The organism is Paraburkholderia phytofirmans OLGA172 (assembly GCF_001634365.1).
Lineage (GTDB): Bacteria > Pseudomonadota > Gammaproteobacteria > Burkholderiales > Burkholderiaceae > Paraburkholderia.
The window spans coordinates 2434311-2460589 of record NZ_CP014579.1 but is presented as its reverse complement, the minus strand read 5'-3'; the positions used below and the strand labels follow the sequence as shown (position 1 = coordinate 2460589).

Below are 26279 nucleotides of genomic sequence, written 5' to 3'. Positions count from 1 at the left end.
GGGATGCCAGGCCAGTAGCAGTGGCGCATAAGCCATGCACATTCGGTACGTAACCAGACCGAGGAGACAGAAACGACATGCCGCAACCGATTCAATCCACGCCCGCCGACGCGACGCGCCAAACGAATGCGACGGTAAGCACCGTGCGCCGCTCGAAAGCCCGCTATCAGATTCTCTCGCTGCTAGCGGTCGGCACGATGATCAACTATCTGGACCGCACGGTGCTCGGTATCGCGGCGCCGCAGTTGACCAAGGAGCTCGGCATCAACGCGGCGCTGATGGGGCTGCTGTTCTCTGTGTTTTCGTGGAGCTATGTGGCCTCGCAGATTCCGGGCGGCCTCTTTCTCGACCGCTTCGGCAGCAAGCTCACGTATTTCCTGTCGATGACGTTCTGGTCGCTGTGCACGCTGGCGCAAGGGCTCGTGCATGGCATCGGCGCGTTGTTCGTGTTCCGGCTCGGCCTCGGCGTGTCGGAAGCGCCGTGCTTTCCGACCAATAGCCGCGTGGTGGCCACATGGTTTCCGCAGAGCGAACGCGCGATGGCGACGGGCACCTACACGGTCGGCGAATATATCGGCCTCGCGTTTTTCAGCCCATTCCTGTTCATGCTGATGGGCGCGTTCGGCTGGCGTTCGCTGTTCTACGCCGTGGGCGGCGTGGGCCTCGTGTTCGGTGTGATCTGGTGGATGTTCTATCGCGAACCGCACGATCATCCGACCGTCAATCAGGCGGAGCTCGACTATATCGAAGCAGGCGGCGGTCTGACGCACCGGAAGAAGGACGCCGATCTTGCCGGTGCGCCGGCTGCAGCGGCTGCTGCTGGGAAAAGCGGCTTCGAATGGCGCACCATTGGACGTCTGCTCAAGCATCGTCAGCTGGCCGGCATCTGCCTCGGCCAGTTCGCCGGTAACTCGACGCTGGTGTTCTTCCTCACCTGGTTTCCGACGTACCTCGCCACCGAACGCCATATGGCATGGCTGAAGATCGGCTTCTTCGCGATCATGCCGTTCATTGCCGCGTCGATCGGCGTGATGTTCGGCGGCATCTTCTCCGATTGGCTGTTGCGGCGCGGCAAGTCGCCGAATGTGGCGCGCAAACTGCCGATCATCGCCGGCCTGCTGCTCGCGTCGACGATCATTCTCGCCAACTATGTCGAGAGCAACGTGGTGGTGATCGTGATTCTGTCGGTCGCGTTTTTCGCGCAGGGAATGGCGGCGCTGGGCTGGACGCTGGTGTCGGACATCGCGCCCGACGGCCTGCTCGGCGTGACGGGCGGTATCTTCAACTTCGCCGCCAATCTGGCCGGCATCGTGACGCCGCTGGTGGTGGGTTTCATCGTCGCGGCAACCGGCTCGTTCGTCGGTGCGCTGGTGTTCATCGGCGCGATCGCGTTGATCGGTGCGCTGTCATACATCTTTATCGTCGGCGATATCAAGCGGATCGTGCTGGTGGATTGAGCCGCACGCGTCGGTGAAATAGCGCGATCGAATAACCTGATGCAATCGAGAAGGGGGACGTGGCGATGCCACGTCCCCCTTCGTTCGTTTTCAGGCCGGCCTCAGTCTTCCTTGCGCACGAAACGCAGCACGGCGTCGACGATCATTGCGCGATGACGCGCCCGCAGGCGCGGGTGCGACGGATCGCGGCCGAACGCCGTCCCGAAGGTATGGCGATTGCCGACGCGGTGAAAGCACAGCGAGCTGATCAGCAGATGCAGGTCGATCGCATCGACGTCGCTGCGGAACAGTCCCGCCGCGATGCCGCGCGAAAGCAGATCTTCGATCGTATGAATGACGGTGACGTTGCGGCCTTTGAAGCTCTTCACCTGCTCGACGTACTTCGCACCGTGAATGTTCTCGATCGTCACGAGGCGTACGAAGTCGCGCTGGCGGTCGTGATAGTCGAACGTGAACTCGACCAGCGCGCGCATGCCCTCGATCGGATCGAGTTCGCTGACGTGCAGATCCTGTTCGAGCGCACGGATGTCGCCGTACACTTTTTCGAGCACCGCCTGATACAACCCTTCCTTGCTGCCGAAGTAGTAGTACAGCATGCGCTTGGTGGTGTTCGTGCGCTCCGCGATCGCGTCGACGCGCGCACCGGTCAGCCCCATCGCCGAGAACTCCTGGGTCGCGACGTCGAGGATGTTGCGCTTCGTCTGTTCGGGATCGTACTTGCGTCGGGCGTCGGCGCGCGGAGCGCCGGACGCGATGCCGGTGGTATCAGGCTCGGCGGCCTTGCTTCCCTTTTTCATTGTGTATTCGAGCGGCAGTGACGGCGCATTCTAGCATGGCGAAACCGGCCTCCGGAGCGGGTTTCGGGCATAAGCGGCCGCGTATTGAGTCGCGTATCGAATAGCGTCACGGCGTTGACCGGGTCGAGCTGCGGCGGGCGGCGAGTGCGTCGCGCGTCTGCATGGCGGTGTAGGTGAGTTGAGCGGCTGCGAGACCGAGCGCGCCGTAGGCAGGCGCCAAGCCGAAGGCCGCGAACGCGTCGGGCACCGGCCGTTCGCCGGAGATGGCCGCCGCCAGCAATTCGCCGGAGACGGTGGTCGGCGCCATGCCGTGGCCGCCGAAGCCGACCGCGTACCAGACGCCATCCGTGCTGCGGCCGATTTGCGGCATCTTGTGCCGCGCGTAGCTCATCAGGCCGCCCCAGGCGTACTCGATACGCACGTCGTGCAGTTGCGGGTAGACCTTCAGCAGATCGCGCCGCAACAGCCGCGCGATGATGTCGGGGGCGCGGTCGCGCACCGAGATGCGGCCGCCCCACAGGATGCGCGTGTCGGGCAGCGGGCGGTAGTAGTCGAAGGCGAAGCGGGTGTCGTAGACGGCGGCGCGGGTGTCCATTGCGTCTTTCAGGCGTGCGCCGAGCGGTTCGGTCGCCATCACGTAAGTGGCGATCGGCAGCACTGCGCGCTCGACCCTTGCATAAACGTTGCGCGCATACCCGCCGCCGGCCATCACCACGTGGCGCGCTTCGAGCGCGCCGTGCGGCGTATGCACCACGAAACCGGCGCCTTCGCGCCGGGCGCCGTTGCGCTGGGCGCCGTCGCGCTGCAAGCGCACGACGGGCGACTTCTCGTGAATCTGCACGCCCGCATTGGCCGCGGCGTCGGCGACGCCGAGCACATATTTCAGCGGATGAAAGTGGAACGCGTTGCGCTCGAACAGGCCGCCGTGATAGCGGCTCGTCTTCAGTTGTGAAGCGAGTTCAGCGGCCGCCACAGGTTCCCACTCGACACCGAACGAATCCCGCATCAAACGCCGCTGCGCGTCGAGCCTTGCCGGTTCGTCGAACCAGTTGGCGAGGATGACGCCGGCATCGGTCACGTCGCAATCGATGCGGTAGCGCTGGATACGCTTCCTCACCAGATCGACGGCGTCGGTGGTCAGCGTATAGAGTTCGCGCGCGCGGGCCGGCCCAAGGGTTTTCAGCAGATCCGCGCAATCGAGGCTGTAGCCGCCGAACACGAAGCCGCCGTTGCGGCCGGAGGCGCCGAAGCCCACCTGTTCGGCTTCGAGAACGGCGATGTCGGCGACGCCGCGCTCGGCGAGTCCCAACGCCGTGGACAAACCCGCGAGGCCGCCGCCGATGATGCAGACGTTGACGCTGCGCCGCCCGGTTAGCGGCGCGTAAGCGGACGAGCGCCCGGTAGAGCGGGCGACAGTGGCTTCATAAAAGCTTTGCATAGCGTTGAGGTTAGATTAGGACACCGGCAGCAGCTTGCCGCTGAACACCACCGGACCTGTAGGCGCATTGTGATCGGGCGAGCCGCCCGGCGCCTCGATCGAGACCGCCAGCGCGGCGTAGCTTTCCGGTTTCTGCTGACTGGCCGTGACCTTGCCGTTGGCGCTGTCCGGCAGCATACCGAGCGACACCGGGTGGCCATTGGCCGGAATACCCCACAGCTCCATCGCCCGGCCGGCCGGCAAGTCGACCTTGCCGAGCGGATGCAGCGTCATGGTGGCGTGGGCTTTGTCCCACGCCACCAGCATGACCGGATGCGCTTCCTTGTCGTTCAGCACCGCGACGTGCGAAACGGCCGTTTCCGGCTGTTGCGCGACGGTTGGCGCCGTGGAAGGTGTCACGCCGGACGGCAGCAGCGAGCGTACGGCGACCACGACGGCGAGCGCGGCGAGCCCTGTCACGCCGATCGCCCAGCCACGCCAGAACGCGAGGTTCTCGAAGATGCTGCCGGACGGACGCGCGGGTTGTTCGGCCACGGTGCGGGGTTGTGTGACTTCGCGTGCTGCCTCACGTGCCGAGCTCAGGCCGAGACGCCGCTCGACGGTATCCCACACGGCGGCCGGCGGCATGCGCGGCTCCGCGAGTTCGGCCAACGGCGAGATTCGCCGCTGCCATTCTTCGACGGCCTGACGAATCACCGTGTCGTGGTCCGCGTAATGTTGGAAGCGGCGCCGCGCGCCACCGCGCAGCGTGCCGAGCACATACTCGGCGGCCAGCATATCGACCAGCTGAGGATAGCGATGGAGATTCATCACTCACCTCCCAGGCAGGCTTTCAGCTTGGCAAGACCGCGCCGGATCCAGGATTTGACCGTGCCGAGCGGCACCGTCAGAACTTGGGCGATCTCGCTATGGCTCTGATCACGCAGGTAGGCGAGGGCAACTGCCTGACGCTGCGCCGGTTCCAGTTGCTGCATGCAGCCGGCCAGCAGACGTGCCTGCAAGCTGACCGCACTCAGCGCTTCGGGATCCGGATCGCCGCTTGCAACAAGATCGTCCAACGCATCGCTCCATTCTGTTTCTTGTGTGTTGACCCGCCGCAGGTGATCGAGAGCACGGTTCCTGACGATCGCCGACATCCACGTCATCGGGGCGGACAGTGCCTGCTGGTAGTCATCGGCAAAGCGCCAGATATTGACGAAACTGTCCTGCAAGACTTCTTCGGCCCACTCGTGCCTGCTCAATATACGGAGCGCGATGCCAAACAGTTTCGGGGCGGCGAGATCATATAGCTCGCGCAGTGCCGCAGCGTCTTGTTTGGCAATGCGTTCGAGCAACCCGGCAAGGGTTTCCGGCGTCAGTTCTCGAGGATTGGCGGTCATGGAAAGTGGGGTGGTGAGCTTGCGGGCCCATGTTACTCAATTTCTTCCTGACCTTATATGTGGTTTTCCCCCGTGAACTGCGTTAGCTGAAATGCGTGGTCGTGATGATCACCGGCACGCGGCCGGCAACGTGTTCGAGCACCAGAAGCATGCGCGTGTTGCGCTCGTCGTCGGACAGCGCGAACTGCTCGGAGAAGTTCGCCAGAATGCACAGGCCGTTGGAACCCGCATCGATCATGAAATCGATGCAGCGTTTCTGGCCGTCCAGGTCGAGACGGCTGGCCTCGTCGAAGATGGTCGGTGCGACGGGGAACACGCCTTGCAATGGAGCAGGGTTGTGGGGTTGGGCCACGGTGATGTGCGTTGTGCTTCATCGAGTGACTGTGGGGGCAGACGGCGGGACAGAAGCTGGGGCGGATGAAGGAACCCGCCGGTGGCGCAAGCAGCGCAAAAAGCAAAAAAACGCCTGAAACGGCGGTTTTTCGACCCACGGAAGACAACGAATATCTCACGCGAGGCGACACGCCGCCATGTCTTGCGACGGGGTGTTGCGGCGGCGACACTCTCGGGTAAATCCGAACCGATTGCATGTTCGTTTTCCGAGCTACACTTGATCGAAGGTGCGCCAGAATCAAGAGCATGGCGCACGCTCGGGGAGAGCAGCCATGAATCGGCCACTGGTTCGTTTACCGCTTCGCGCGATAAGTACGGCGCCTGTCAGGAGATGGCTCAAATGGGGGCTGGCAGCGGCATTTCTGCTTGCGCTGGCTTTGGCGGCCCGCTTTATCCAGGTCGAGATCGAAACGTCTCGACTGCAGGCGCGCTATCTCTCCGAACTCACGCGCGACGTGGGTTTTTCCGTCGACAACGGCCCAAGTCACTCCATTCGATTCCCTCAGGCAGACAAAGGACCCTACGACAGCCGCCTCGGCTACGCCTTGCTACCATCGTTCCAGCAGCGATTGCTGCAACGCGGGTTTGAAATCAGCGCACAGTCGCGTGATTCCGAGCGGATGCTGTCGCTGGCCAATAACGGTCTATTTATTCCCTACGCCGAAAAAGATCAGGCGGGGCTGCAACTCTTCGACGGTACCGGCGCGCCGCTCTTTGGTGCACAGTTTCCGGGCCGCGTTTATGACAGCTTCGATTCGATCCCGCCGCTGGTCGTCAATTCGCTGCTGTTTATCGAAGACCGCTATCTGCTCGATCCGGATCAGCCGAACCGCAATCCGGCGATCGACTGGGGGCGCTTTAGCCGCGCGGTAGTCGACCAGGGCGCGCGCATGTTCAACCGGCATCAGTCGACGCCCGGCGGCAGCACGCTCGCTACGCAGATCGAGAAGTTCCGCCACTCGGCGGGTGGGCGCACAGCCACGCCGCCGGAGAAATTGCGGCAAATCGCTTCGGCCTCAGTGCGCGCTTATCTGAATGGCCCGCAGACCCTGCCCGCACGCCAGCAGATCGTCGTCCACTATCTCAACTCGGTGCCGCTTGCCGCGCAACCGGGCATCGGCGAAATCAATGGAATCGGCGACGGTCTGGCCGCCTGGTATGGTCGCGATTTCAACGACGTCAACCGCATTCTCAAAGCGCCGTCCACAGATGAGAATCTTGCCGAGCAGGGCGTCGCATTTCGCCAGGTTCTTTCGCTGATGATCGCGCAGCGCGCGCCGTCGTATTTCCTGCGTCACGGCTATACCGAACTCGAACGTCTGACGGATAGCTATTTGCGGTTGCTGGCGAACGGCGGCGTCATCACGATTGCGCTGCGCGATGCCGCGTTGTCCGCACAAGTGGACCTGCGCCACGCACTGAACAATACGCAGAACGCGGACTCGTTCGTGTCTCGCAAGGCTGTGACGTCGATGCGCTCGCATCTGCTGGCGGCGCTCGGTATTCCGAGTTTCTATGAACTCGACCGGCTCGATTTGCAGGCGACAGGCACGCTCAACAACGCCGTGCAGCAGGCCGTGAGTGAACGCCTCGCCGCTGCCGCCACGCGGGATGGCGCGAAAGCCGCCGGAATCGTCGGCTATGAAATGCTGCGTGCCTCCGACGATCCGTCGAGGATCGCCTATAGCTTCACACTGTTCGAGCGGCGCGACGGCGCGAACCTCGTGCGGGTGCAAACCGATAGCGTCAACCAGCCATTCGACATCAATTCCGGCGCACGCCTGAATCTCGGCTCGACCGCGAAAATGCGTACGGTGGTGACGTATTTGCAGATCGTCTCCGACCTGCATGCGCGTTATGCACCGCTGAGCACAGCGGAGCTGAAAGCCGTGAAGCCCGACCCGAACGATCAGCTCACGCGCTGGGCGCTCGACTATCTGACGCATACCTCGGACCGCTCGCTACCAGCCATGCTCGATGCGGCCGTGGAACGCAAATACTCGGCGAGTCCGGGCGAAACGTTTTATACGGGCGGCGGCGCGCAGAGCTTCAATAACTTCGACTCCGACGACAACAGCCGCATTCTCACCGTGCACCGCGCATTCCAGCATTCGGTGAATCTGGTGTTCGTGCGGCTGATGCGCGATATCGTCCACTACGAGATGGTGCAGACCACCGGACCGTCGTCGCAATGGCTGGGCGATCCGGCGATGCGCAAGATGTATCTCACGCGTTTCGCCGATCAGGAAAGCCGCGTGTATATGAATCGCTTCTACACGAAGTACCACGGCAAAGCGCCCGAGCAGCAGCTGGCCTTGCTGCTGCTCGGCGTGCGCAAATCACCGCCTAAGGTGGCGACGGTGTTGCGCAGTGTGGCACCGGACGAATCGAATGCGTGGTTCAACGCGAAGATGCGTGCCGCGTTGAAGAACACGCCGGCTGCCTCCATGCTGGACGATGAGGATCTGGCGAACCTGTATGACAAATATGCGATCGACCGCTTCAATCTGAACGATCGCGGCTACATTTCGAGCGTGCATCCGCTTGAGTTGTGGACCCTCAACTATCTGCGCGCTCATCCTGACGCGACGCTCGACCAGATACAGAACGCGAGCCGCGACGTGCGCCTGTCGACGTATTCGTGGCTTTTCAAGACCCGCTATCACGCCACCCAGGATCGCCGCATCAAGCGGATGGTCGAATTGCGTGCGTTCGATGCGATCGGCAAATCCTGGCAGGCGCTCGGCTATCCGTTCGCGACGCTCACGCCGTCGTATGCGGCGGCGATTGGCGCGTCCGGCGACCGCCCGGCTGCGCTTGCGCAACTGATTGGTGTGATTGCTAACGATGGCAACAAGGTGCCGACAGAAAGCCTCACCCAACTCGACTTCGCGAAAGATACGCCGTACGAAACGCATTTCCAGCGTGCGGCGGTAGCGCCGCAGCAGCAACTGTCGCCGGAGATTGCCGGGGTAGTCAGGGGGTTGTTGCGTGACGTGGTATTGGGCGGTACGGCCAAGCGTCTCGCGCAGGGCATGACGTTCCCCAACGGCCAGACACTTGAGATTTACGGCAAGACCGGCACCGGCGATCAGCGCTTCAACGTGTGGGCCAAAGGCGCGCGTCTGATCGAGTCGCGCAAGGTGAACCGCAGTGCAACCTTCGTGTTTGTGATGGGAGACCGCTTCTACGGCACGCTGACCGCCTGGGTGCACGAGCCGTATGCAGCCCATTACGACTTCACGAGTGCGCTCTCGGTGCAGTTGCTGAAGTCGCTCGCGCCGGTGTTGCAGCCGTTGCTGGACAATCCGCCTGCCAAAACCGCTTCTGTAACGAAGGTGACCGAGCAATAAGCGCTTGGGTTAGCAACGGGCAATGACTGCTTGATAACCGTGCGAGACGTTATGGACGAAGTCGTGCTCCGTGTGATCTCGCAAGAGAAGGGCCGCTGTCAGTGGCTAATAACCGGCATCTGTTGCCGGCTTAAGGAACAGTTCGTGCACGGGCGCGAAATGGGCGTATAGCGGCAGAATCGCACCGCCCATTGCCCGCGCATCGGCGCCGATGGTGCCTTCCAGTAGTTGCGGGCGCACCATTCCCTCCCATTCAAAGCGATCGAGCACGCGCTCGGTTCGGCGGATGATTTCGCGGACCAGTTGCCGGTCGAGCTCGCCGTCGATCACCACCGCTTCAAGGTCGAGCAAGGCAGCCGCATTGGTCAACGCGCTGGCGATGGCCGGGCAAGCGGTGTCGAGCCATTGTTCGGTCAGCCGCCACATTTCAGGCGACAACGCGCGATGGTCATGCGCGGCGGCGGCCGGCGCACCCGCATCGCTCAACAGCCGTTCCAGAATAAAGCCCGATGCTGCGTGCAGCAGTTGCCGCGCGGGTTTGCGAGCGCTGCCGTCCCGCAGCGGTATCGAGCCGACTGCGCCCGCGTTGTCGTGCGGTCCGGCATGCAAACGGCCGTCGATCACCAGGCCGCCGCCGATAAACGTGCCGACGAACAGGTAGAGAAAATTGTGAATCCCGCGGCCCTGGCCCATCACGAGTTCGGCCGCGCAGGCGGCGGTGGTGTCTTTGGCGAACTCGACCGGCAAGCCCGTCATCGTCGCGATGCGACTGCGCAAGTCGATCTCGTGCCACGCTTCCAGCGCTTCTTGCGGCGCGCCGAGAAAGTCGCGCCAGCCGCCGAGCCACAACGGCGCCGCCACGCCCACGCCAACCACTTTGTGCGCCTTCGCGCCGAGCGTCTGATTCACGCGTGCCAGTTTGCTTTCGAGCGCGGAAAATAGCGTGCGCGGATCGGGATAGGCATAGTCGACTACATCGCGGCACACCACGCGGCCCGCGAAATCCATCGCCAGTACGTCGAGACTGCGGCGTCCCACCTTGATGCCGATGGTGTACGCGCCGTCGGCACGCAACGCGATCGGCACCGAGGGTTGACCGATGCGGCCGCGCACGCGCGCCTGCTTCTCGAGCAGGCCATCGTCGATCAGACGGTCGACGATCATCGACACCGTCTGCATCGACAGCCGCGTGAGACGGCCCACGTCGGCTTTCGGCAGCGGTCCATGCAAACGGATCGCCTGCAGGACGATTCGTTCATTGAACTGCCGCATGCCGACCTGATTCGAGCCGACCGTGCGTTTAAGGGGCGAGCGGGTGCCGGTAGTATCCATCGTCGCGTGCCCCTCAGCGGGATGCAACCATCATGCAATCGCCTTGACGTCCGCTGTCTTCGCGCCCGTCATGATCGCCACGGCCTCCGACATGTGGATGTCTTTGGTGTTCACGAGCGCCGCGCGCCGGCCGAGCCGCTGGATATGAATGCGGTCCGCGACTTCGAACACGTGCGGCATGTTGTGGCTGATCAGGATGACCGGCAGGCCGCGCTCGCGCACGCGGCGGATCAGTTCGAGCACCATGTTGCCTTCCTTCACGCCGAGCGCGGCGGTGGGCTCGTCGAGAATCACCACATGCCGCGCGAACGCCGCGCTGCGCGCCACAGCCACGCCCTGACGCTGGCCGCCGGATAACGTTTCGACCGCCTGGCGCATCGAGCGGATGCCGATTTGCAGATCCTTCATATGCGCGGTGGCTTCGTCGAGCATGCGGCGCTTGTCGATCATCTTGAAGATCGAGCCGCGCCAGCCCGGTTTGACAAGCTCACGGGCGAGAAACAGGTTTTCGGCGATGCTCATGGCGGGCGCCACCGCGAGTTCCTGGTACACGGTTTCGATGCCTTGAGCGCGTGCATCCAGAGGGCTGCGGAATTTGACCGGCTTGCCGTCGAGCAGGATTTCGCCTTCGTCGGGAACGGTGGCGCCCGAAAGCGCCTTGATCAGCGAGGACTTGCCCGCGCCGTTATCGCCGATCACGGCGAGAATCTCGCCGGGCAGCACTTCGAAATCGCAGCCGTCGAGCGCGGTGACGTTGCCGTAGCGTTTGACGAGTCCGCGTGCCTGCAGAACGGGCATCACGGCAGAAACGGAAGTAGGTGTCGACATGACAGGTTCCTTTGAGCGTTCAACCGCGACGATGGGAAAGTTTGTCCGCGGCGACCGCGAGAATCACCAGCATGCCGGTGATCAACACCTGGTAGACCGAAGAGACGCCGATCAGCGTCAGGCCATTGCGAAACACGCCGACGATCAGCGCGCCGAGCAGTGTGCCGGTAATCGAGCCACGTCCGCCGAACAGACTCGTGCCGCCCAGCACCACCGCCGTAATGCTGTCGAGGTTCTCGGTTTGCCCCGCCTGCGGATCGCCGACGCCGGTGCGCGACACCGACAACAGCGCGGCGATACCGTAGATCGCGCCGGCCAGCGAATACACGGTGAGCAAAATCTTCTGCGACGAGAGGCCCATCAGGCGCGCGGCTTCGGGGTTATTGCCGAGCGCATACAGATGACGGCCCGGCACGGTGTCACGCAAGACGAACCACGTCGCCACGTACATCAGCAGCGTGAGCACCGTGCCGTAGGTGACATCGGCTGGGCCGAGCTTGAACGTGTTGCCGAGGAACATGATTGCGTCCGGCAGATTCGAGACACTCTCCGCGTTCGAATAGATCTGCGTGAGTGCGAACGCGATGTTCAGGGTACCGAGCGTGACGATGAAGGCTGGCAGTTTGATGCGTGTGATCAGCACGCCGTTGAGCGTGCCGAACAGCGTGCTCGCGGCAATGCCGCACAGAATCGCGAGAATGGGCGGCACGCCGAGCGTGACCGCGAATTTGGTCATGATGATCGAGCCGAACGCCATCACCATCCCGCACGACAGATCGATCCCGCCTGTCAGCACGATCAGCGTCTGGCCGATGGCGATGACGGCGACCACCATCGTCTGCTGCAGGATCAGCGAGAGGTTCTGGAACGACAGGAACCGGTTGCTCTGCGAAATAAAGAAGCCGCAGGCCAGCAGCAGGGCGATCAGCGGTCCGATTTCAGCGAGCGACGGCAAGCGGTCGGCGAAGGGGCGCGAGTGGCTGGCGGGCGCGGAAGGGGTCGACATGATAGGTGTCCTCGATGCATAAGCGTGGCGGGTTGGCCACGCGGTATATGCGCGGGGCCGGCCATCCGGCAACCCAACGGAGCGGGCCGCCGTTCAATGCGCGTTACTTGTTGCCCCAGCAGTTGTCGAGGCCGAACTTCGTATTCTTGCTGTCGACGCCGGACATCGGCTTGTCGGTGATCAGCGTCACGCCCGTGTCCTGATAGCCGGAGACCTTCTTCCCGGTCTTCGCGTAATCGACGCCCGCCGTCACGCCGAGCGCGGCCATCTTCAACGGATACTGCTGCGAGGTCGCGGCAATCGCGCCGGCCGTCACATTGCGTACGCCTTCGCAGCCGCCGTCGATCGAAACGATCATCACGCTCTTATCCTTGCCCGCCGCTTTGAGCGCACGATACGCACCCGCTGCGGCCGGTTCGTTGATCGTGTAGACCACGTTGATATCCGGCGATTTCTGCAGGCAGTTTTCCATCGCCGTCTGGCCCTTCGACTGATCGCCGCGGGTGTCCTGGCTGCAGACGATCGACGGATCGCCTTCCTTCACGCCGAAGCCTTCCAGGAAGCCGTTATGACGCAGCACGCCGACCGAAACGCCGGGTGCGAGGTCGAGCGTGGCAATCTTCGCGGGCTTGCCGTTCATGGCCGCTTTCGCATACCTGCCGATCAGCACGCCGGCTTTGAAGTTGTCGGTGGCGAAGAGGGCGTCCGTGGCATCTTGCGGATCGGTCGGCGTGTCGAGTGCAACCACCATCACACCGGCCGCGCGCGCTTTCCTGATGCTCGGCACGATCGCTTTGGTATCGCTCGGCGTGATCAGAATCGCTTTTGCGCCGGCCGTCATCATGTTTTCGATGGCAGTGACCTGGCTCGCGTTGTCGCCGTCGAACTTGCCGGCGGCGGTGATCAGCTTGGCGCCGTCTTTCGAGGCAGCCGCTTCGGCGCCTTGTTTCATCTTCACGAAGAACGGATTGGTGTCCGTCTTGGTGATGAGGCCGACGACAGGCTGGTCGGCCGCCTGGCTCGCGCTCGCACACCACGCTGCCGATGCCGCGATGCACATCGACACGATTTTCCTGGCGACAGGAAGCCTGTGGGAATTCAGATTCATGGGACGCTCCTCCGGTTATTGGCCACGACGCTGTGAACTGTGGGCGGGTAGCGCACGCGAACGCTGCGCGCTTGCCACCTGTTTGCTACCTGCTTGCAATCTGGTTTGGAACCTGTAGCGATTTCGAGTCAGTCCGAAGCCGGCTGCTTAAATCACTTTAGTTGATTTAGTACAGCAGGCATGGGGACGCTCGTCAAGAAAACGATCGTGCCGGAAGTTGACGTGCTGAGGCCGCCACGAGGGCGGTGAGTCATACGTGGCGGGGCTTGGCGGAGGTGGTGGGGTGCAAGGTCGAGCACCGGAACTTCGGGAAAGTCCTGGTTCGTTTGAAAGCGAATTGAAGACTTACGTGATCTTTCGCGACAGATTTACATCCGCGTCAGCGCTGCCGTTCGATTCATCATCTGCTGGATCAGGACTGGGCGTTCAATTTCGCGCCTGACGGCCAGGACGCACTTATCGACTATCTGTTCACGCCGGAATGTTGCGGCAAAACGCGCTCATCGCGAAACGCCGAAATGCACCATTTCAGGCATCAAACGATGCTATTATTGGTGCTAATATTTGCGGAGATTCCCATGCGCACGACTATTTCGCTTGATGACGACTTGATCGCCAAGGCTCAAGCCTATACAGGCGTGGAGGAAAAAACGGCACTCGTGCGTGAAGCGCTAAAGGCTTTGATCCAGCGTGAAGCCGCGAAACGACTCGCGAATCTTGGCGGTAGCCAACCGGGCATCAAGGGCGCGCCGCGTCGGCGGCAGGACGTCGAATGATTCTTGTCGACACGTCGGTCTGGATTGACCATATCAACGCCTCTGATTCCATGCTGATTAGCCTGCTTGCCGAGGAGCGCGTGCTGGCTCATCCCTATGTGATAGGCGAGATTTCGCTCGGTAGTCTGCGTGACCGTGACGTCGTGCTTGGCGCGTTGCTCGATCTGCCGCGCGCGCCAGTTGCAACGCCGGAGGAGACGTTTTATCTGATCGAGCGCGAAGGTTTGTTCAATCGCGGAATCGGATATGTCGATACATCGCTGTTGGCATCCGTGCGCCTACAGCCCGGCACCACTCTCTGGACACGCGACAAGCGGTTGAAGAAGGTTGCCGATGAACTCAATCTCGGCGCGGTGCTCGCGCATTAGATAACGGAAAGGCGGTTTTGCCGATGCCCGATCAAGCTGCCGGACCATCGCGAGCGACTGAGCCCCAGCCCCGGTCTAACGGAATTTCTCCGCAATACTGCCGGTAACGTCCGCGGCGCGCTCGATCTGGTGGGCGAGATCTTCCATCTGTTCGGCCCAGGCCAGCACGCGCGCGCCAAATGCCGTCACGGTGCAGCCTGACGGCACCCGGTCGATGAGCGGCTCGCCCAGCCGCCGTTCAAGCTCGGTCAGGCGGCGCGACAAGGTCGGCGCGCTCAGATCACATGCCGCCGCAGCGGCTCGCATAGTCCCGCCGCGCGCGATCTCCACCAGAATCCGCAAGTCGTCCCAGTCTACGTGTTCCATTTTTGAAACGCTCGATTTTGAAATTGGGCATAGCATAACGTGGATGGCGAGGATAGCATTGGACCTGGCCATACTCGTCCCGGCATCTGGCGGAGAAACCCGAGGGTTTCATCGGCAGCTGGCGGCAAGTGTGGCGACCTGACCCATCACACGACTCAACGGCTATCAATACGTAGACCGAACGAGCGATACGGAGACATCGATGATTCGTCATTTCCAGCCGGCGCGGCGTCGCGCCATCGTAGCCAGCGCAGCCTTCCTCGCAGTGTCGATTCTGCCGATGCCCACTGCGTTCGCCCAAGCCACCCAGGCCGCTCACAAGCCGAAAGTCGCGCTGGTGATGAAGTCGTTGGCGAACGAGTTTTTCCTGACCATGGAAACCGGCGCCAAGGATTATCAGAAGCAGAACCCCACGAAATTCGATCTCGTCACGAACGGTATCAAGGACGAAACGGATACGGCTAACCAGATTCGCATCGTCGAGCAGATGATCGTGTCGAAGGTCGACGCACTCGTGATCGCCCCGGCCGATTCCAAGGCGCTGGTGCCGGTGCTCAAGAAGGCGGTCGACGCCGGCATTATCGTGGTCAATATCGACAACAAGCTGGATCCGGATGTGCTCAAGTCGAAAGACCTCAACATCCCGTTCGTCGGGCCGGATAACGCCAAGGGCGCATTGAAGGTGGGCGACTACCTGGCCAGGCATCTGAAGTCGGGCGACAACGTCGCCATTATCGAAGGCGTCTCGACCACCACCAACGCGCAGCAACGCTCGGCCGGCTTCAGGCAGGCCATGGCGGCGGGCGGCATGAAGGTCGTTTCGCTGCAATCGGGTGAGTGGGAAATCGATAAGGGCAACGCTGTAGCGAGCCAGATTCTCAATGCGAACCCGGACGTCAAGGCGCTGCTGTGCGGCAATGACAACATGGCAATCGGCGCAGTATCGGCCGTGCGCGCGGCAGGCAAGGTCGGCAAGGTGCAGGTGGTGGGCTACGACGACATCAATGCGATCAAGCCGATGCTCGCCGATGGCCGCGTTCTCGCCACAGCGAATCAGTACGCCGCCAGGCAGGCCGTGTTCGGTATCGACACGGCTTTGAAGGCACTTGCTGAGCACAAGAAACAGTCGGAATTGTCGGGCGTCGTCGAAACGCCTGTCGATCTGGTCACCAAGTAAGACTGGCATAGCGCGTGGCCCTTGTTGTTCATGTCGCACGCGGGCCGCGCCGCCTGATCTTTGTCTGGCTTTATCAATCTGATGTCCACTCCCTTCCTGTCCTTGGCCGATGTCCCGCCCGTGTTGAGTGTTCGCGGCATCGGCAAGACCTACGCGGGGCCGGTGCTCGCCGATATCTCGCTGGAATTGCACGCGGGCGAGGTGCTGGCGCTGACCGGCGAAAACGGCGCGGGCAAGAGCACCTTGTCCAAGATCGTCGGCGGTCTCGTTCCGCCGACTACCGGTTCGATGACGCTCGGCGGCGCTGCCTACACGCCGGCCAGCCGCAAGGACGCCGAGGCGCTCGGCGTGCGCATGGTCATGCAGGAGTTGAACCTGCTGCCGACCCTCTCGGTGGCGGAGAATCTGTTCCTGAACCGCTTGCCGCAGCGCGGCATGTTCGGCTGGATCGACCGCGCCAAACTGCGCGAGGACGCCCGGCACGCCATGGCGCAAGTCGGGCTCGACGCGATCCACCCTGACACGCTGGTGGGCACGCTGGGCATCGGGCATCAGCAGATGGTCGAGATCGCGCGCAATCTGATCGGCGATTGCCGCGTGCTGATCCTCGACGAACCCACGGCAATGCTGACCGCCCGCGAGGTGGACCTGCTGTTCGAGCAGGTCGAACGGCTCAAGGCGCGCGGCGTGGCGCTGGTGTACATCTCGCACAGACTGGAAGAGTTGAAGCGTATCGCGGGGCGCGCTGCCGTGCTGCGCGACGGGCGGCTCGTGCATGTCGACGAGATGGCCAATCTCCCGGCCGACCGTCTGGTCACGCTGATGGTGGGGCGCGATATCGGCGAGCGGATCGATCTCGGCGAGCGGCGCATTGGCGACGTGGCGCTCAAGGTCACGGGCATGACCCGCGAGCCGGCCGTGCGCGAGGTGTCTTTCGAAGTGAAGGCCGGCGAAATTTTCGGCATCAGCGGTTTGATCGGCGCGGGCCGCACGGAATTGATGCGGCTCATCTACGGGGCCGACCGCGCGGATGCCGGTACGGTGTCGATCGCGCATGGCGGCGGGCCGCTTGAGCCGGTGAAGGTTTCGTCGCCAACGGACGCGGTGAAGAACGGCATCGCGCTGATTACGGAGGACCGCAAAGGCGAGGGCCTCCTGCTGACGCAGCCTATTGCGGCCAATATCTCGCTCGGCCATCTGCGCGCAGTGTCGAAGAACGGCGTGGTGGACGGCCGTCGCGAGGCGGCGCTGGCGCGCAAACAGATCGATGCGATGAGCATCCGTAGCGCGGGGCCGTCGCAACCGGTGTCCGAACTCTCGGGCGGGAACCAGCAGAAGGTGGTGATCGGGCGCTGGCTCGAGCGCGATTGCACGGTGCTGCTGTTCGACGAACCGACGCGCGGCATCGACGTCGGCGCGAAGTTCGATATCTATGCCTTGATGGGTGCGCTCGCGCGGGAAGGCCGCGCGTTGGTGGTGGTGTCGAGCGATCTGCGCGAGTTGATGTCGATTTGCGACCGGATTGGGGTGATGTCGGCAGGACGGATGACCGGCATGTTCGAGCGCGGAAGCTGGACACAGGACGCGCTGCTGGCAGCGGCGTTCGCGGGCTACACGAAACGTGATGCGCTGCTGCACGATCCGATCGAACCCGACGCACGGGCGCCCCACGCGAAAGCGCCCGGCGCAGCGGCGCTCGACGCAAAGGCGCGCAGTGAAAAGGCACCCGGCGCAGCGGCTCCCGACGAAAAATCGCCCAGTGAAAAGGCGCCCGGTGCACCGGCGCCCGACGAAAAATCTGTGGAGGATTGAAGCATGACCGCACCAACCAGCCTGCCTACGTTGCAGAACGAACCGCCCAAAGACGCGAAGCCGATCGGCACGCGTCTTGGATTCTCGAACTACCTCGGCCTGCTCGGCGCGTTGCTCGGGATGATCGTCCTGTTCTCGCTGCTGAGTTCGCACTTCCTGAGCTACGACACCTTCAGCACGATCGCGAACCAGATTCCCGATCTGGTCGTGATGTCGGTCGGCATGACCTTCGTGCTTATCATCGCCGGGATCGACCTGTCGGTCGGCTCCGTGCTGGCGCTCGGCGCGGCGCTCACGAGCGTCGCGGCCTTGCAGTGGCACTGGCCGGCGTTGCCCGCGGCCTTGCTCGGCATGGCGGGGGCGGCCTTGACGGGCTGCGTGACCGGCGCGATTACCGTGGCCTGGCGGATTCCTTCGTTCATCGTGTCGCTCGGCGTGCTCGAGGCGGCCCGTGGTCTTGCGTACCAGATGACCAACTCCCGCACGGCCTACATTGGCGATGCGTTCGATTTCCTGTCCAACCCGATTGCGTTCGGCATTTCTCCCGCGTTCCTGATTGCCGTCGTCGTGATGGTCGCGGCGCAGTTGGTACTGACCCGCACGGTGTTCGGGCGCTATCTGATCGGCATCGGCACAAACGAGGAAGCGGTGCGTCTCGCGGGCGTCAACCCGCGGCCCTACAAGATTGCCGTTTTCGCGATGATGGGCCTGTTAGCCGGCCTCGCGTCCCTGTTCCAGATTTCGCGGCTCGAGGCAGCGGACCCGAATGCCGGCTCGGGCATCGAATTGCAGGTGATCGCGGCCGTCGTGATCGGCGGAACGAGTTTGATGGGCGGGCGCGGCTCGGTGATCAGCACGTTCTTTGGCGTGTTGATCATCTCGGTGCTGGCCGCAGGCCTCGCCCAGATCGGGGCGACCGAGCCGACCAAGCGCATCATCACGGGGGCGGTCATTGTCGTGGCTGTCGTGCTGGATACATATAGAAGCCGGCGCCGCGCCGCATAAATTGACCAATATGGACCATGCGTAGATGGTCAGCAGGAGAGTGAACGTGTCGAAAGAAGCGAAGCAGGGCCGCGTACTCGTGGTGGGCAGCATCAATACCGACCTGGTCGCCCGTGCCCCGCATTTGCCGCGGCCCGGCGAGACGATCGGCGGACATGAGTTCTCGCAGGTTGCCGGCGGCAAGGGTGGCAACCAGGCCGTAGCGGCCGCTCGCATCGGCGCGCGCGTGGCGATGGTTGGCCGCGTGGGGAAAGATGCGAACGGCGCCCAGCGGGTCCAGGATCTGGAAGCGGAGGGTATCGACTGCGCGGGTATTGACGTCGACCCGGCCCAGCCTACCGGCGTGGCGATGGTGACGGTGTCGGACGACGGGCAGAACACGATCGTGGTGGTCGCGGGCAGTAACGGCGAACTCACGCCTGAGAACGTCGCGCGCCACGAAGCGGCGATCAAGGCCAGCGACGTCGTGGTCTGCCAACTGGAAACGCCGTGGGATTCGGTCCACGCAACCCTCGCGCTCGCCCGGCGGCTGGGCAAGATCACCGTGCTGAACCCGGCGCCGGCAACCGGCCCGCTGCCCGCGGAATGGCTGCCGCTCGTCGACTACCTCGTGCCGAACGAGGTCGAGGCCGCGATACTCGCCGGCCTGCCGGTCGAATCGCAAAGCGGCGCGAGAAGGGCGGCGCTGGAACTGCAACGCGGCGGCGCCCGCAACGTGATTGTCACGCTCGGTGCGCAAGGCGCTTACCTGTTGCCGGAAGGCGGCGAAGGCACGCATTTTGCCGCGCCGCAGGTGCGGGCGGTCGATACGACCGCGGCCGGCGATACCTTTATCGGTGTCTTTGCCGCACAACTCGCCGCCCGGCAGCCGCTGGAAGGCGCGATCAGCCTCGCACAACGCGCGGCTTCGATTTCCGTCACGCGCGCGGGTGCTCAGCCGTCGATCCCGACTCGCGCGGAAGTCGACCGCGCAGCCTGAGAATCTGTCATAGGGCCGAGGTCCGGCTCAGAACCGGCCCGGATCGAACAGATTCGAACTGAAATCGCAGCACTGCGCGGCGAGCCGTGCGATTTCTGCATTGAGCGATACGTCTGACGATTGAGAAGGTTAAAGATTTGCGTTCTGCATGTCGTTATCCAGTCCAATAGGTCGGGACCATCGGACATATTCGTGCCTCACGAAGGGATGGGATGAACGATGCAATAGCTCTTCGGGGGAATGAATCTTGAATCACCAACGATCGCCATGGTCGCGCGCAGCGGCTCCGGGCGAGGTCATCTATTCGGAAGGCTTCGCAGGCGATGCCGTCATCTACGTGATCGCAGACGGCAAAGTCGAAATCTCCACTCAATGCGACGACAAGAAAGTCATTCTCGCCACGCTGGGAAAGGGCGAGTTTTTTGGCGAAGTGTCCTTGTTGCCGGCCGAACCGCGCGCGCACACCGCGAAAGCCATTAGCTTCTGTCAGTTGACCGTGATCGCGGCAAGCGTCGTGGAAGAGGAACTCGAACGCGTATCGCCGCTGCTGCGCCATATCGTGCGCACCATGATCCGCCGCGTGAAGAAGAAGGACGATATCCTCGCCACCAATACGCATGCCGATTTTCTGCCAGGTGTTCTCTCATACGCGCATGTTCTGTCGCTGATGGCAGGCACTGAGAACGCAGACCGGGTGGACGGACGCACGCGTCGCGCTCAAGGGGAGGAATTCTCGCTGCCCCTGCCTGAAGTCATCAAGAAGTGCCATGCGATTGCGGGCCATTCCCGTCCGCATGTGATGGCGATGCTCAAGCGCATGGAAAAGCTCAACCTCGTGACGCTCGAACCGGGCCGCTCGGATCGCGTCAGCACGATGTCTGCGCGCTATTCGACGCAAGACGGCGCAGCCGGGCGGCAGCTCGTGACCTTCGATCCCGTGCGAATTACGGAACGGGCGCAGCAGGTGGCGGACCACGATCTCGATGTCTCGATCAATAGCGAACTGGAACTGATCGAGCTCGCTGACCTGGAAGCGCTGATCGGCGTCGAGAAGAATCTGATTCTCAACAAGCTCTCGAATGGGGAAATTGCGGAAGACATCTTCGCGTTTCGCAAGACCCGGGTACTGAACTACGTCGAGGAAAAGGGCATCACGTATTTTTCCCGGCGCAATCCTCGTGGCACAAGCGAAATCAAGTCTCTGGCCGACCTGGAGTTTGTCGACCAGCGAACCTTGTTCGAAGCCGTGAGCGCCTTCGACACCTATGACCTCGCAAAATTGCTCGCCGCGGTGACGGGCGAGCCGGTCGCCGATCGTTTGTTCTCGGTGATGACCGAGGCGCGAAAGAAGGAGGTGTCGTGGGTCATGCGTCGTGAAATCAAGATCGATCCGCTCGAGATTGCCGAGATCGAAGAGCGATTCATCGAGACCGTACGCGCGATCAAATCGTCGGCCGCCTCTGCGGCGCCGCTTTCCAATGTGGATGTCTGACGCCTGGTGGTCGGACAACAGGCCGCGTTCAGGTCCGGTCCGATGACCGGGGCAGCCATTCGAGAGGATGTATGGATCTTTTGACGCTATTTGGCGCCCTGTTTGGCGTGACGGCCATCGTGGCCGGATTTTCGCTCGAGGGCGGGCACTTCACCTCGCTGTTTCAGCTGGAGGCGTTCGTGATCGTTTTGGGCGGCACGTTTGGTGCGGTGATGATCCAGAACACGTGGGCCAGGTTTTATGACGGCGTGAAGCAACTGCGGCTCGCCTTTGTGAAAGCGCGGCAGGTCGACCGGGAAAGCTTGTCGGTCCTGCTCGAGTGGGGCGATCAGGCGAAGCTGAACGGCATGCTCGTGTTCGAGTCGATCGAGGCTGCCGGCATCAATCCGTTTGCCAAACGAGGCCTCGAGCTGCTGGCCAACGGGGTCTCGACTGCCGTGCTCGAAGACGCCTTGCAACGGGAACTGGATGCCTATGAGCGCAATCACATGGCGGCCGCGCGGATCTGGCAGCAGGCGGGTGGCTATGCGCCGACGTTCGGCATTCTGGGCGCGGTGCTTGGCCTGATTCAGGTGACCGGCCATATGCTCGAGCCGGCGCAACTCGGGCAAGGTATTGCCGTCGCGTTTGTCGCGACCCTGTACGGTCTCGCGTTGGCGAATCTGGTCTTTCTGCCGTTGTACGGAAAGATCAGGGCGCAGGTGGATAGCGAATTGCGCTTTAGACGCTTATACCTCGATGGCTTGCTCGCGATTTCGCGCAAGGAGTCGCCCCACACGATCGAAACCCGGCTGGCGGGCGACATCCGGGAAAGATCGGCTGAGTTGCTGGGCTAAGCGGCCTCGAAGCCGGCCTCGATCGGTTGGCGGCAGCGCGCCAGGCGCCCATTCAAACGCAATTCGGAAGCAGACGTTTCGAGCATGAGCACCTCTTCGGGTAACAAGCGCCTTGCGGCGGACAGAACCGGCTATCAGCACGACGACCACGACGGGGACGGCGAGGCGCAGTCCGGGCGCTGGCTGATTTCCTATGCGGACCTCATCACCACGCTGATGGTGCTGTTCCTCGCGCTTTACGTGCTGCAGTTGGCGAAAAACCGCGAGCTCGAACTAAAGGCGCTCGCGCACCGCGAGGTGAACGGGCAGACGCCTGCCGGCAGCGCTCGCGCGCCAGTCGCCGTGGCTGGCGTGCCCGATGCCGCGAGGCGGCAGCTTCTTTCGTTGCTGGCGCCGCTTCAGGACAACCGCCAGATCACGATTTCGAATGCCTCACAGGGTGTGGAAATCGCCATCAACGCGAAAGTGCTCTTCAACTCGGGCGACGCGCATTTGTTGCCGGAATCTTTCGGGGTGTTGGATCAGATCGCCGGGGTACTGCGCGACCGTTCGAACAACAATATCCTCGTCGAGGGACACACGGACAGTGTGCCGATATCGACCGCGAAGTACGAATCCAACTGGGAACTGTCGTCGGCACGCGCCGGTGCCGTGGTTCGATTCTTTGCCGATAAGGGAATCGAACCTCACAGAATGGCCGCTATCGGCAGGGCGGACAACTTTCCGCTGATCATCGGCGACGATGCGGCAGCGCGAGCTGCGAATCGGCGCGTCACTATTCTTGTGGAATATTGACTCCCTGACAGGGTGGGCACGCCGCGAATCAGCGGCGGTCTTTCTGCCGTTTCCAAGCCTCAAAACCGTCCTGCTCATTTGGCTTCTCACGCAACTCTGAGCTAAACCGGGCACCATGTGCTTCTCGAGCATCCGGTGATGTGCGGCGCGCGAAGTTTTTTAATCGGCCGCTCTCAAAAAAATACCGTTTGGAACAACCCGTTTCGCCGTGCGACGCGCTACCAGCAAGGCGCTGCGCTCCAGTGCGAGGCGAAGCGAGCTCATCGCTTACGTCACACAAAAAAATGCGTGCGGCGCGCCGCTTGTCCCACGTTCAAGCGATTCATAAATCCCCGTCAATCCCCGTAGTGCGGGCCAGCGCACATTGCGATTCAAGCGCTGGCCGCGTCGACCGCGCGACAAATCGGACAAAACGACGGCTCGCCGTCTCAAGTTTGCGACAGTTCGGACCACGACCTAAAAAAGCTATTTCGACGAATTGAGCTCGGCATATTTGACTGGAATATTCGTCACACCATTGCCAGTCAAATTGCGATCAATGAATCGGTTGGGTTCGCAGAAGGTGTAGGTCCCCCGTGGCAGGAGCATTTGCGCCGGCAATTGACCATTTTTCTCACGTAGCCGTGAAGCCATTTTTTAGCGGCTCAGGCCGGTTTCGCTGGCACGTTTTCAGGTCAGAAGTGAAACATTTCTAGTGTTGCAAGTACGCCCAGGTCCTCTTTTCGTCCGAACTATTCAATGCCATCAAGCCTTTCCGCAGCTTGGCACTCTTCTGGCGTAGTTGTCTGCAACGGTGCGCTGCTTGAGCAGTACAGGGCGCTCCGGTTTCAGGCGCCACAGAACGGCTGACGGGGGGATTCAGTTCTGCGGCGCCGGAAAACTTCGACACAGCGTCGGTCTGCATGGCCGGTCGTGCCGAGGACGGGAGACAGCGTCACTGGCTTCGGCGGTGATCGAGGTTCCCAAGAGATGGCGTTGGGGAGGGGAAGGGCCGGAGCGCACTCAAAGAAGCCCTCCAGCACCTGACCGGTTAACCAGGCCAACCCCGGCTGCGCAGTCAGCAGCCTTCCACCAATGCTCGGTCCCGCAGCGGGCATGTTTTGAGTACCTGAGTTAAAAACTTCTTTTTCTAGGAGCTTCAAAATGCAAAAAACTCTCGACCTGATTCGTGCCTTTGCGCGTGAAGAAGATGGTGTGACGGCGATTGAGTATGGTCTGCTGGCTGCGTTGATTGCGGTCACGATCATCACAGCAGTTCAATTGGTCGCTACAGATCTCAACGCTACTTTTGGCAAGATTTCAACCGCACTCGCGGCCGCCTAATGCATAGTGAATAACCACATTGCAGGTTTGCCTGGTCAGGGGCAATAGATTGAGCGAAGAGTGGCCCTGCTTCTTCGGGGCTGCTCTTTCCTCACTAATAGCGAAGTGGAAACGGGGAACTCCATGAACGCTTTCGAATTTCCAGTTGGTGTGTGCCTGTTCGGACTGGTGGCGATGGCCGCAGGCTGGGATTTACATGCCCGGCGCATTCCGAACTGGCTGGTGCTGACGGGGCTGGCGCTGGCGCTGACGATGCAGTGGCATCTGCATGGAGCCGGCGGCGGCTCGGGGCGGTGGGCGCTCGGCATGCTGACTGGCGGCGGCCTGTTTTTGCCCCTGTATCTGCTGCGCGGCATGGGCGCGGGTGACGTAAAACTGATGGCTGCGGTTGGCGCGTTCGTCGGACCTGACATCGCACTACAGATCGCATTGCTGACCTGCACGATGGGTGGTGCGTGGGCGCTGGCGGTGATTATTTCCAAGCGGGCTGTGAAATCCACCTGCACGAATATCCTGGCAATTTTGCTGGCTGGCATCAACCGCCGCGACAACATGAATACGCAAGGCAAGGGCACCGACTTTGCTTCGGTTGGGTCGTTGCCGTACGGCGTGGCCATTGCCATCGGCACGTTGGGCGTGATGTTTCTTCAAGCAGGCGCAGGCACGCGCTGACGGCTCAGCAAGCAGGCATCTGCCCATGACGTAAGAGCCTTCGCAGAAAGGCAAACAACAATAAGTGCAGCAGGCCCGTGCGCAGCACGGGATCACTGGGGGACTAACGTGATAAACAAATGGAAAACGGCGCCGGGCGCGCCGGCTGACATCAGCCGCCTGCAGGATGCCGGCCGGGCTCGCATCAAGGAGGGCGGCGCTGAAGAAAATCTGTTGGCGCGCGCGCCACGCACCATTGCCGACACCGGACTGGATCAAAATTTTCTGCTTGAACTGGTGGCCAAGACGGCTTTTCTGCTTGGAAAAGTATCGTTATCCAAACTGATTGAACGCCTCAAGCTGGGCGCCAGCGTCCTCGATGGCGTGGTGGCCTTCGGGGTGCGCGAACGGGTGCTGGAAATCGTGCGGCGCGGCGCCAGCGATATCGATGTCGATCTCCAACTCACCGATGGCGGCCGTCAGCGCGCGGCCGAATTCATGGCTCACTGCCGCTACGTCGGCCCGGCACCGGTGTCGTTGGCAGCATATGAAACCGTGCTGCGGCAGCAATCGGTGCGACAGATGCAAGTCACCCGCACCAGCGTGCGGGCTGCCTTTGCCGGCTTGACGATCAGGACAGCGCTGCTCGACGAGATCGGCGGCGCAGTCAACAGCGGCAAACCAGTGATCTTCTTCGGGCCACCGGGCAGTGGCAAAACTTCGTTAGCCGAACGATTGGGGCGGCTGCTGCCCGGCCGTGTGACTGTGCCGTATGCCATCGTAGTTGAAAACGAAGTCATCCAGATTTTCGATCCGCTGATTCACGAGCCGTGCGACACAGGAGCGCCCGACAATGCGTTGAGCGCACCTTCCGACTCCCGCTGGCAAGTTTGCCGGCGGCCCACCGTGCTATCCGGGGGGGAACTGACACTGGACATGCTCGAGTTGCGCTACGACGCGGCCAGCGGCTTTTACCAGGCGCCTCCGCATGTCAAGGCCAACGGCGGCTTATACATTGTCGACGATCTCGGGCGCCAGCGCGTGGCCCCGGCTGAGTTGATCAACCGATGGATCGTGCCGTTCGATCGCGGGCGCGACATGCTCACCTTGCATACCGGCTCGCGCTTCTCTCTGCCGTTCGACGTCTGGATTGCGTTTTCAAGCAATTTTGCGCCGGCGGATCTCGGCGACGAGGCATTTTTCCGGCGCCTCGGCTGCAAGCTGTATATCGGCCCCCTCGATGTCGCCGAGTATCGCGCCGTGTACGAACAGCGCTGTGAAGAACTAAACGTGGCGTCGGACGATGACGCGTTTGAGTATCTCGTGCATCACTTACATATGTCGTCCGGCCGGCCGCTGCTGGCATGTTATCCAGGTGACCTGTTGCGCATCGTGCTGGCCAATGCGCGTTACCTTGAGCAACCGGCCGTGGCGGATGGACCGAACTTGTTGCGCGCCTGGAACAGCTACTTCGCGGTGGTCGGCGACCACGACAACCCGCCACCCCAGCAGCAGGGTGGCGCGGAGTGGACAGCAAAAAAATTCGCGGCCGGTTAAGTGACCGGTTAAGCGGCCGGAAACTCTAGTCAGGAAACAGGTCAGGTATCA

At 62.2% G+C, this 26279-nt stretch carries 22 protein-coding genes and 2 pseudogenes; 14 read left to right on the top strand and 10 right to left on the bottom strand.

Translation table 11 applies throughout. The annotated features are described in order from the left end of the window. The first annotated feature begins 77 nt into the window (after positions 1-77). Positions 78-1457, top strand: a complete 1380-nt coding sequence (locus tag AYM40_RS30945; protein ID WP_063499820.1) for an MFS transporter — start codon at positions 78-80, stop codon at positions 1455-1457. A gap of 101 nt (positions 1458-1558) precedes the next feature. Here the strand turns inward: AYM40_RS30945 and AYM40_RS30940 are convergent, their stop codons facing one another. The 5 genes and pseudogenes from AYM40_RS30940 to AYM40_RS30920 all read right to left on the bottom strand — a co-directional run. Then, positions 1559-2254, bottom strand: a complete 696-nt coding sequence (locus AYM40_RS30940) for a TetR family transcriptional regulator (protein WP_063499819.1) — start codon at positions 2252-2254, stop codon at positions 1559-1561. A gap of 106 nt (positions 2255-2360) precedes the next feature. Further along, positions 2361-3692 (bottom strand): NAD(P)/FAD-dependent oxidoreductase, encoded by a 1332-nt coding sequence (locus AYM40_RS30935; RefSeq protein ID WP_063499818.1) that lies wholly within the window; start codon positions 3690-3692, stop codon positions 2361-2363. Between the two features lie 15 nt (positions 3693-3707). Continuing rightward, positions 3708-4502 carry an anti-sigma factor gene (locus AYM40_RS30930; RefSeq protein WP_063499817.1) on the bottom strand — a complete coding sequence of 265 codons (795 nt, stop codon included), beginning with the start codon at positions 4500-4502 and terminating at the stop codon, positions 3708-3710. After that, positions 4502-5026: a sigma-70 family RNA polymerase sigma factor gene (locus AYM40_RS30925; RefSeq protein ID WP_236721004.1), complete on the bottom strand. Its 525-nt coding sequence runs from the start codon at positions 5024-5026 to the stop codon at positions 4502-4504. Before AYM40_RS30925 ends, AYM40_RS30930 begins: the two co-directional genes overlap by 1 nt. Positions 5027-5156: 130 nt before the next feature. Then, positions 5157-5396, bottom strand: a pseudogene (locus tag AYM40_RS30920) (dihydrodipicolinate synthase family protein); the annotation flags it as partial. A gap of 340 nt (positions 5397-5736) precedes the next feature. Here AYM40_RS30920 and AYM40_RS30915 point away from each other — a divergent pair. After that, positions 5737-8817 (top strand): transglycosylase domain-containing protein, encoded by a 3081-nt coding sequence (locus tag AYM40_RS30915; protein ID WP_063499814.1) that lies wholly within the window; start codon positions 5737-5739, stop codon positions 8815-8817. A 105-nt stretch (positions 8818-8922) separates the two neighbouring features. On the opposite strand, the gene AYM40_RS30910 is transcribed toward AYM40_RS30915, so the two are convergent. The 4 genes from AYM40_RS30910 to AYM40_RS30895 all read right to left on the bottom strand — a co-directional run bounded on the left by AYM40_RS30910 (position 8923) and on the right by AYM40_RS30895 (position 13091). Further along, entirely contained in the window at positions 8923-10149 is a 1227-nt protein-coding gene (locus tag AYM40_RS30910) for an ROK family transcriptional regulator (protein WP_063499813.1), read from the bottom strand. A gap of 30 nt (positions 10150-10179) precedes the next feature. Next, positions 10180-10977 carry an ATP-binding cassette domain-containing protein gene (locus tag AYM40_RS30905; RefSeq protein WP_063499812.1) on the bottom strand — a complete coding sequence of 266 codons (798 nt, stop codon included), beginning with the start codon at positions 10975-10977 and terminating at the stop codon, positions 10180-10182. 19 nt (positions 10978-10996) lie between these two features. Then, positions 10997-11983, bottom strand: coding sequence for an ABC transporter permease (locus tag AYM40_RS30900; RefSeq protein WP_063499811.1), 987 nt, complete (start codon positions 11981-11983; stop codon positions 10997-10999). 103 nt (positions 11984-12086) lie between these two features. Next, a complete protein-coding gene (locus AYM40_RS30895; protein ID WP_063499810.1) occupies positions 12087-13091 on the bottom strand; it encodes a sugar ABC transporter substrate-binding protein in 1005 nt (334 codons plus the stop codon). A 578-nt stretch (positions 13092-13669) separates the two neighbouring features. Here AYM40_RS30895 and AYM40_RS30890 point away from each other — a divergent pair. Both AYM40_RS30890 and AYM40_RS30885 read left to right on the top strand, forming a co-directional pair. Beyond that, positions 13670-13867, top strand: a complete 198-nt coding sequence (locus AYM40_RS30890; protein WP_063499809.1) for a type II toxin-antitoxin system VapB family antitoxin — start codon at positions 13670-13672, stop codon at positions 13865-13867. Further along, entirely contained in the window at positions 13864-14235 is a 372-nt protein-coding gene (locus AYM40_RS30885) for a type II toxin-antitoxin system VapC family toxin (protein WP_063499808.1), read from the top strand. Before AYM40_RS30890 ends, AYM40_RS30885 begins: the two co-directional genes overlap by 4 nt. A 75-nt stretch (positions 14236-14310) precedes the next feature. On the opposite strand, the gene AYM40_RS30880 is transcribed toward AYM40_RS30885, so the two are convergent. Then, positions 14311-14601: a helix-turn-helix domain-containing protein gene (locus tag AYM40_RS30880; protein WP_236721003.1), complete on the bottom strand. Its 291-nt coding sequence runs from the start codon at positions 14599-14601 to the stop codon at positions 14311-14313. 202 nt (positions 14602-14803) lie between these two features. Here AYM40_RS30880 and AYM40_RS30875 point away from each other — a divergent pair, with 202 nt between their 5' ends. The 10 genes and pseudogenes from AYM40_RS30875 (at position 14804) to AYM40_RS30830 (ending at position 26228) form a co-directional block, all read left to right on the top strand. Then, positions 14804-15778, top strand: a complete 975-nt coding sequence (locus tag AYM40_RS30875) for a sugar ABC transporter substrate-binding protein (RefSeq protein WP_063499807.1) — start codon at positions 14804-14806, stop codon at positions 15776-15778. Positions 15779-15859: 81 nt separating this feature from the next. Further along, positions 15860-17446 (top strand): annotated as a pseudogene (locus tag AYM40_RS30870) (sugar ABC transporter ATP-binding protein); the annotation flags it as partial. A 147-nt stretch (positions 17447-17593) separates the two neighbouring features. Further along, a complete protein-coding gene (locus AYM40_RS30865) occupies positions 17594-18595 on the top strand; it encodes an ABC transporter permease (RefSeq protein WP_063499806.1) in 1002 nt (333 codons plus the stop codon). Positions 18596-18641: 46 nt separating this feature from the next. Continuing rightward, entirely contained in the window at positions 18642-19574 is a 933-nt protein-coding gene (gene rbsK, locus AYM40_RS30860; protein ID WP_148662363.1) for a ribokinase, read from the top strand. A gap of 247 nt (positions 19575-19821) precedes the next feature. After that, on the top strand, positions 19822-21066 hold the full coding sequence (locus AYM40_RS30855) for a Crp/Fnr family transcriptional regulator (protein ID WP_063499804.1): 1245 nt from the start codon (positions 19822-19824) through the stop codon (positions 21064-21066). A gap of 71 nt (positions 21067-21137) precedes the next feature. Next, positions 21138-21902, top strand: coding sequence for a flagellar motor protein (locus AYM40_RS30850; protein ID WP_063499803.1), 765 nt, complete (start codon positions 21138-21140; stop codon positions 21900-21902). Positions 21903-21986: 84 nt separating this feature from the next. Further along, positions 21987-22697 (top strand): OmpA family protein, encoded by a 711-nt coding sequence (locus AYM40_RS30845; protein ID WP_063499802.1) that lies wholly within the window; start codon positions 21987-21989, stop codon positions 22695-22697. Between the two features lie 1143 nt (positions 22698-23840). Then, positions 23841-24020: a Flp family type IVb pilin gene (locus tag AYM40_RS30840; RefSeq protein ID WP_063499801.1), complete on the top strand. Its 180-nt coding sequence runs from the start codon at positions 23841-23843 to the stop codon at positions 24018-24020. A 123-nt stretch (positions 24021-24143) separates the two neighbouring features. Beyond that, on the top strand, positions 24144-24692 hold the full coding sequence (locus AYM40_RS30835) for an A24 family peptidase (RefSeq protein ID WP_063499800.1): 549 nt from the start codon (positions 24144-24146) through the stop codon (positions 24690-24692). 111 nt (positions 24693-24803) lie between these two features. Then, entirely contained in the window at positions 24804-26228 is a 1425-nt protein-coding gene (locus tag AYM40_RS30830; protein ID WP_420488526.1) for an ATP-binding protein, read from the top strand. Positions 26229-26279: the final 51 nt, after the last annotated feature.

Excerpts from the sequence above, each read along its gene's own strand:
- AYM40_RS30945 (WP_063499820.1), top strand. The coding sequence starts at position 78 with ATGCCGCAACCGATTCAATCCACGCCCGCCGACGCGACGCGCCAAACG.
- AYM40_RS30940 (WP_063499819.1), bottom strand. The coding sequence starts at position 2,254 with ATGAAAAAGGGAAGCAAGGCCGCCGAGCCTGATACCACCGGCATCGCG.
- AYM40_RS30935 (WP_063499818.1), bottom strand. The coding sequence starts at position 3,692 with ATGCAAAGCTTTTATGAAGCCACTGTCGCCCGCTCTACCGGGCGCTCG.
- AYM40_RS30930 (WP_063499817.1), bottom strand. The coding sequence starts at position 4,502 with ATGAATCTCCATCGCTATCCTCAGCTGGTCGATATGCTGGCCGCCGAG.
- AYM40_RS30915 (WP_063499814.1), top strand. The coding sequence starts at position 5,737 with ATGAATCGGCCACTGGTTCGTTTACCGCTTCGCGCGATAAGTACGGCG.
- AYM40_RS30910 (WP_063499813.1), bottom strand. The coding sequence starts at position 10,149 with ATGGATACTACCGGCACCCGCTCGCCCCTTAAACGCACGGTCGGCTCG.
- AYM40_RS30905 (WP_063499812.1), bottom strand. The coding sequence starts at position 10,977 with ATGTCGACACCTACTTCCGTTTCTGCCGTGATGCCCGTTCTGCAGGCA.
- AYM40_RS30900 (WP_063499811.1), bottom strand. The coding sequence starts at position 11,983 with ATGTCGACCCCTTCCGCGCCCGCCAGCCACTCGCGCCCCTTCGCCGAC.
- AYM40_RS30895 (WP_063499810.1), bottom strand. The coding sequence starts at position 13,091 with ATGAATCTGAATTCCCACAGGCTTCCTGTCGCCAGGAAAATCGTGTCG.
- AYM40_RS30890 (WP_063499809.1), top strand. The coding sequence starts at position 13,670 with ATGCGCACGACTATTTCGCTTGATGACGACTTGATCGCCAAGGCTCAA.
- AYM40_RS30885 (WP_063499808.1), top strand. The coding sequence starts at position 13,864 with ATGATTCTTGTCGACACGTCGGTCTGGATTGACCATATCAACGCCTCT.
- AYM40_RS30880 (WP_236721003.1), bottom strand. The coding sequence starts at position 14,601 with ATGGAACACGTAGACTGGGACGACTTGCGGATTCTGGTGGAGATCGCG.
- AYM40_RS30875 (WP_063499807.1), top strand. The coding sequence starts at position 14,804 with ATGATTCGTCATTTCCAGCCGGCGCGGCGTCGCGCCATCGTAGCCAGC.
- AYM40_RS30865 (WP_063499806.1), top strand. The coding sequence starts at position 17,594 with ATGACCGCACCAACCAGCCTGCCTACGTTGCAGAACGAACCGCCCAAA.
- AYM40_RS30850 (WP_063499803.1), top strand. The coding sequence starts at position 21,138 with ATGGATCTTTTGACGCTATTTGGCGCCCTGTTTGGCGTGACGGCCATC.
- AYM40_RS30845 (WP_063499802.1), top strand. The coding sequence starts at position 21,987 with ATGAGCACCTCTTCGGGTAACAAGCGCCTTGCGGCGGACAGAACCGGC.
- AYM40_RS30840 (WP_063499801.1), top strand. The coding sequence starts at position 23,841 with ATGCAAAAAACTCTCGACCTGATTCGTGCCTTTGCGCGTGAAGAAGAT.
- AYM40_RS30835 (WP_063499800.1), top strand. The coding sequence starts at position 24,144 with ATGAACGCTTTCGAATTTCCAGTTGGTGTGTGCCTGTTCGGACTGGTG.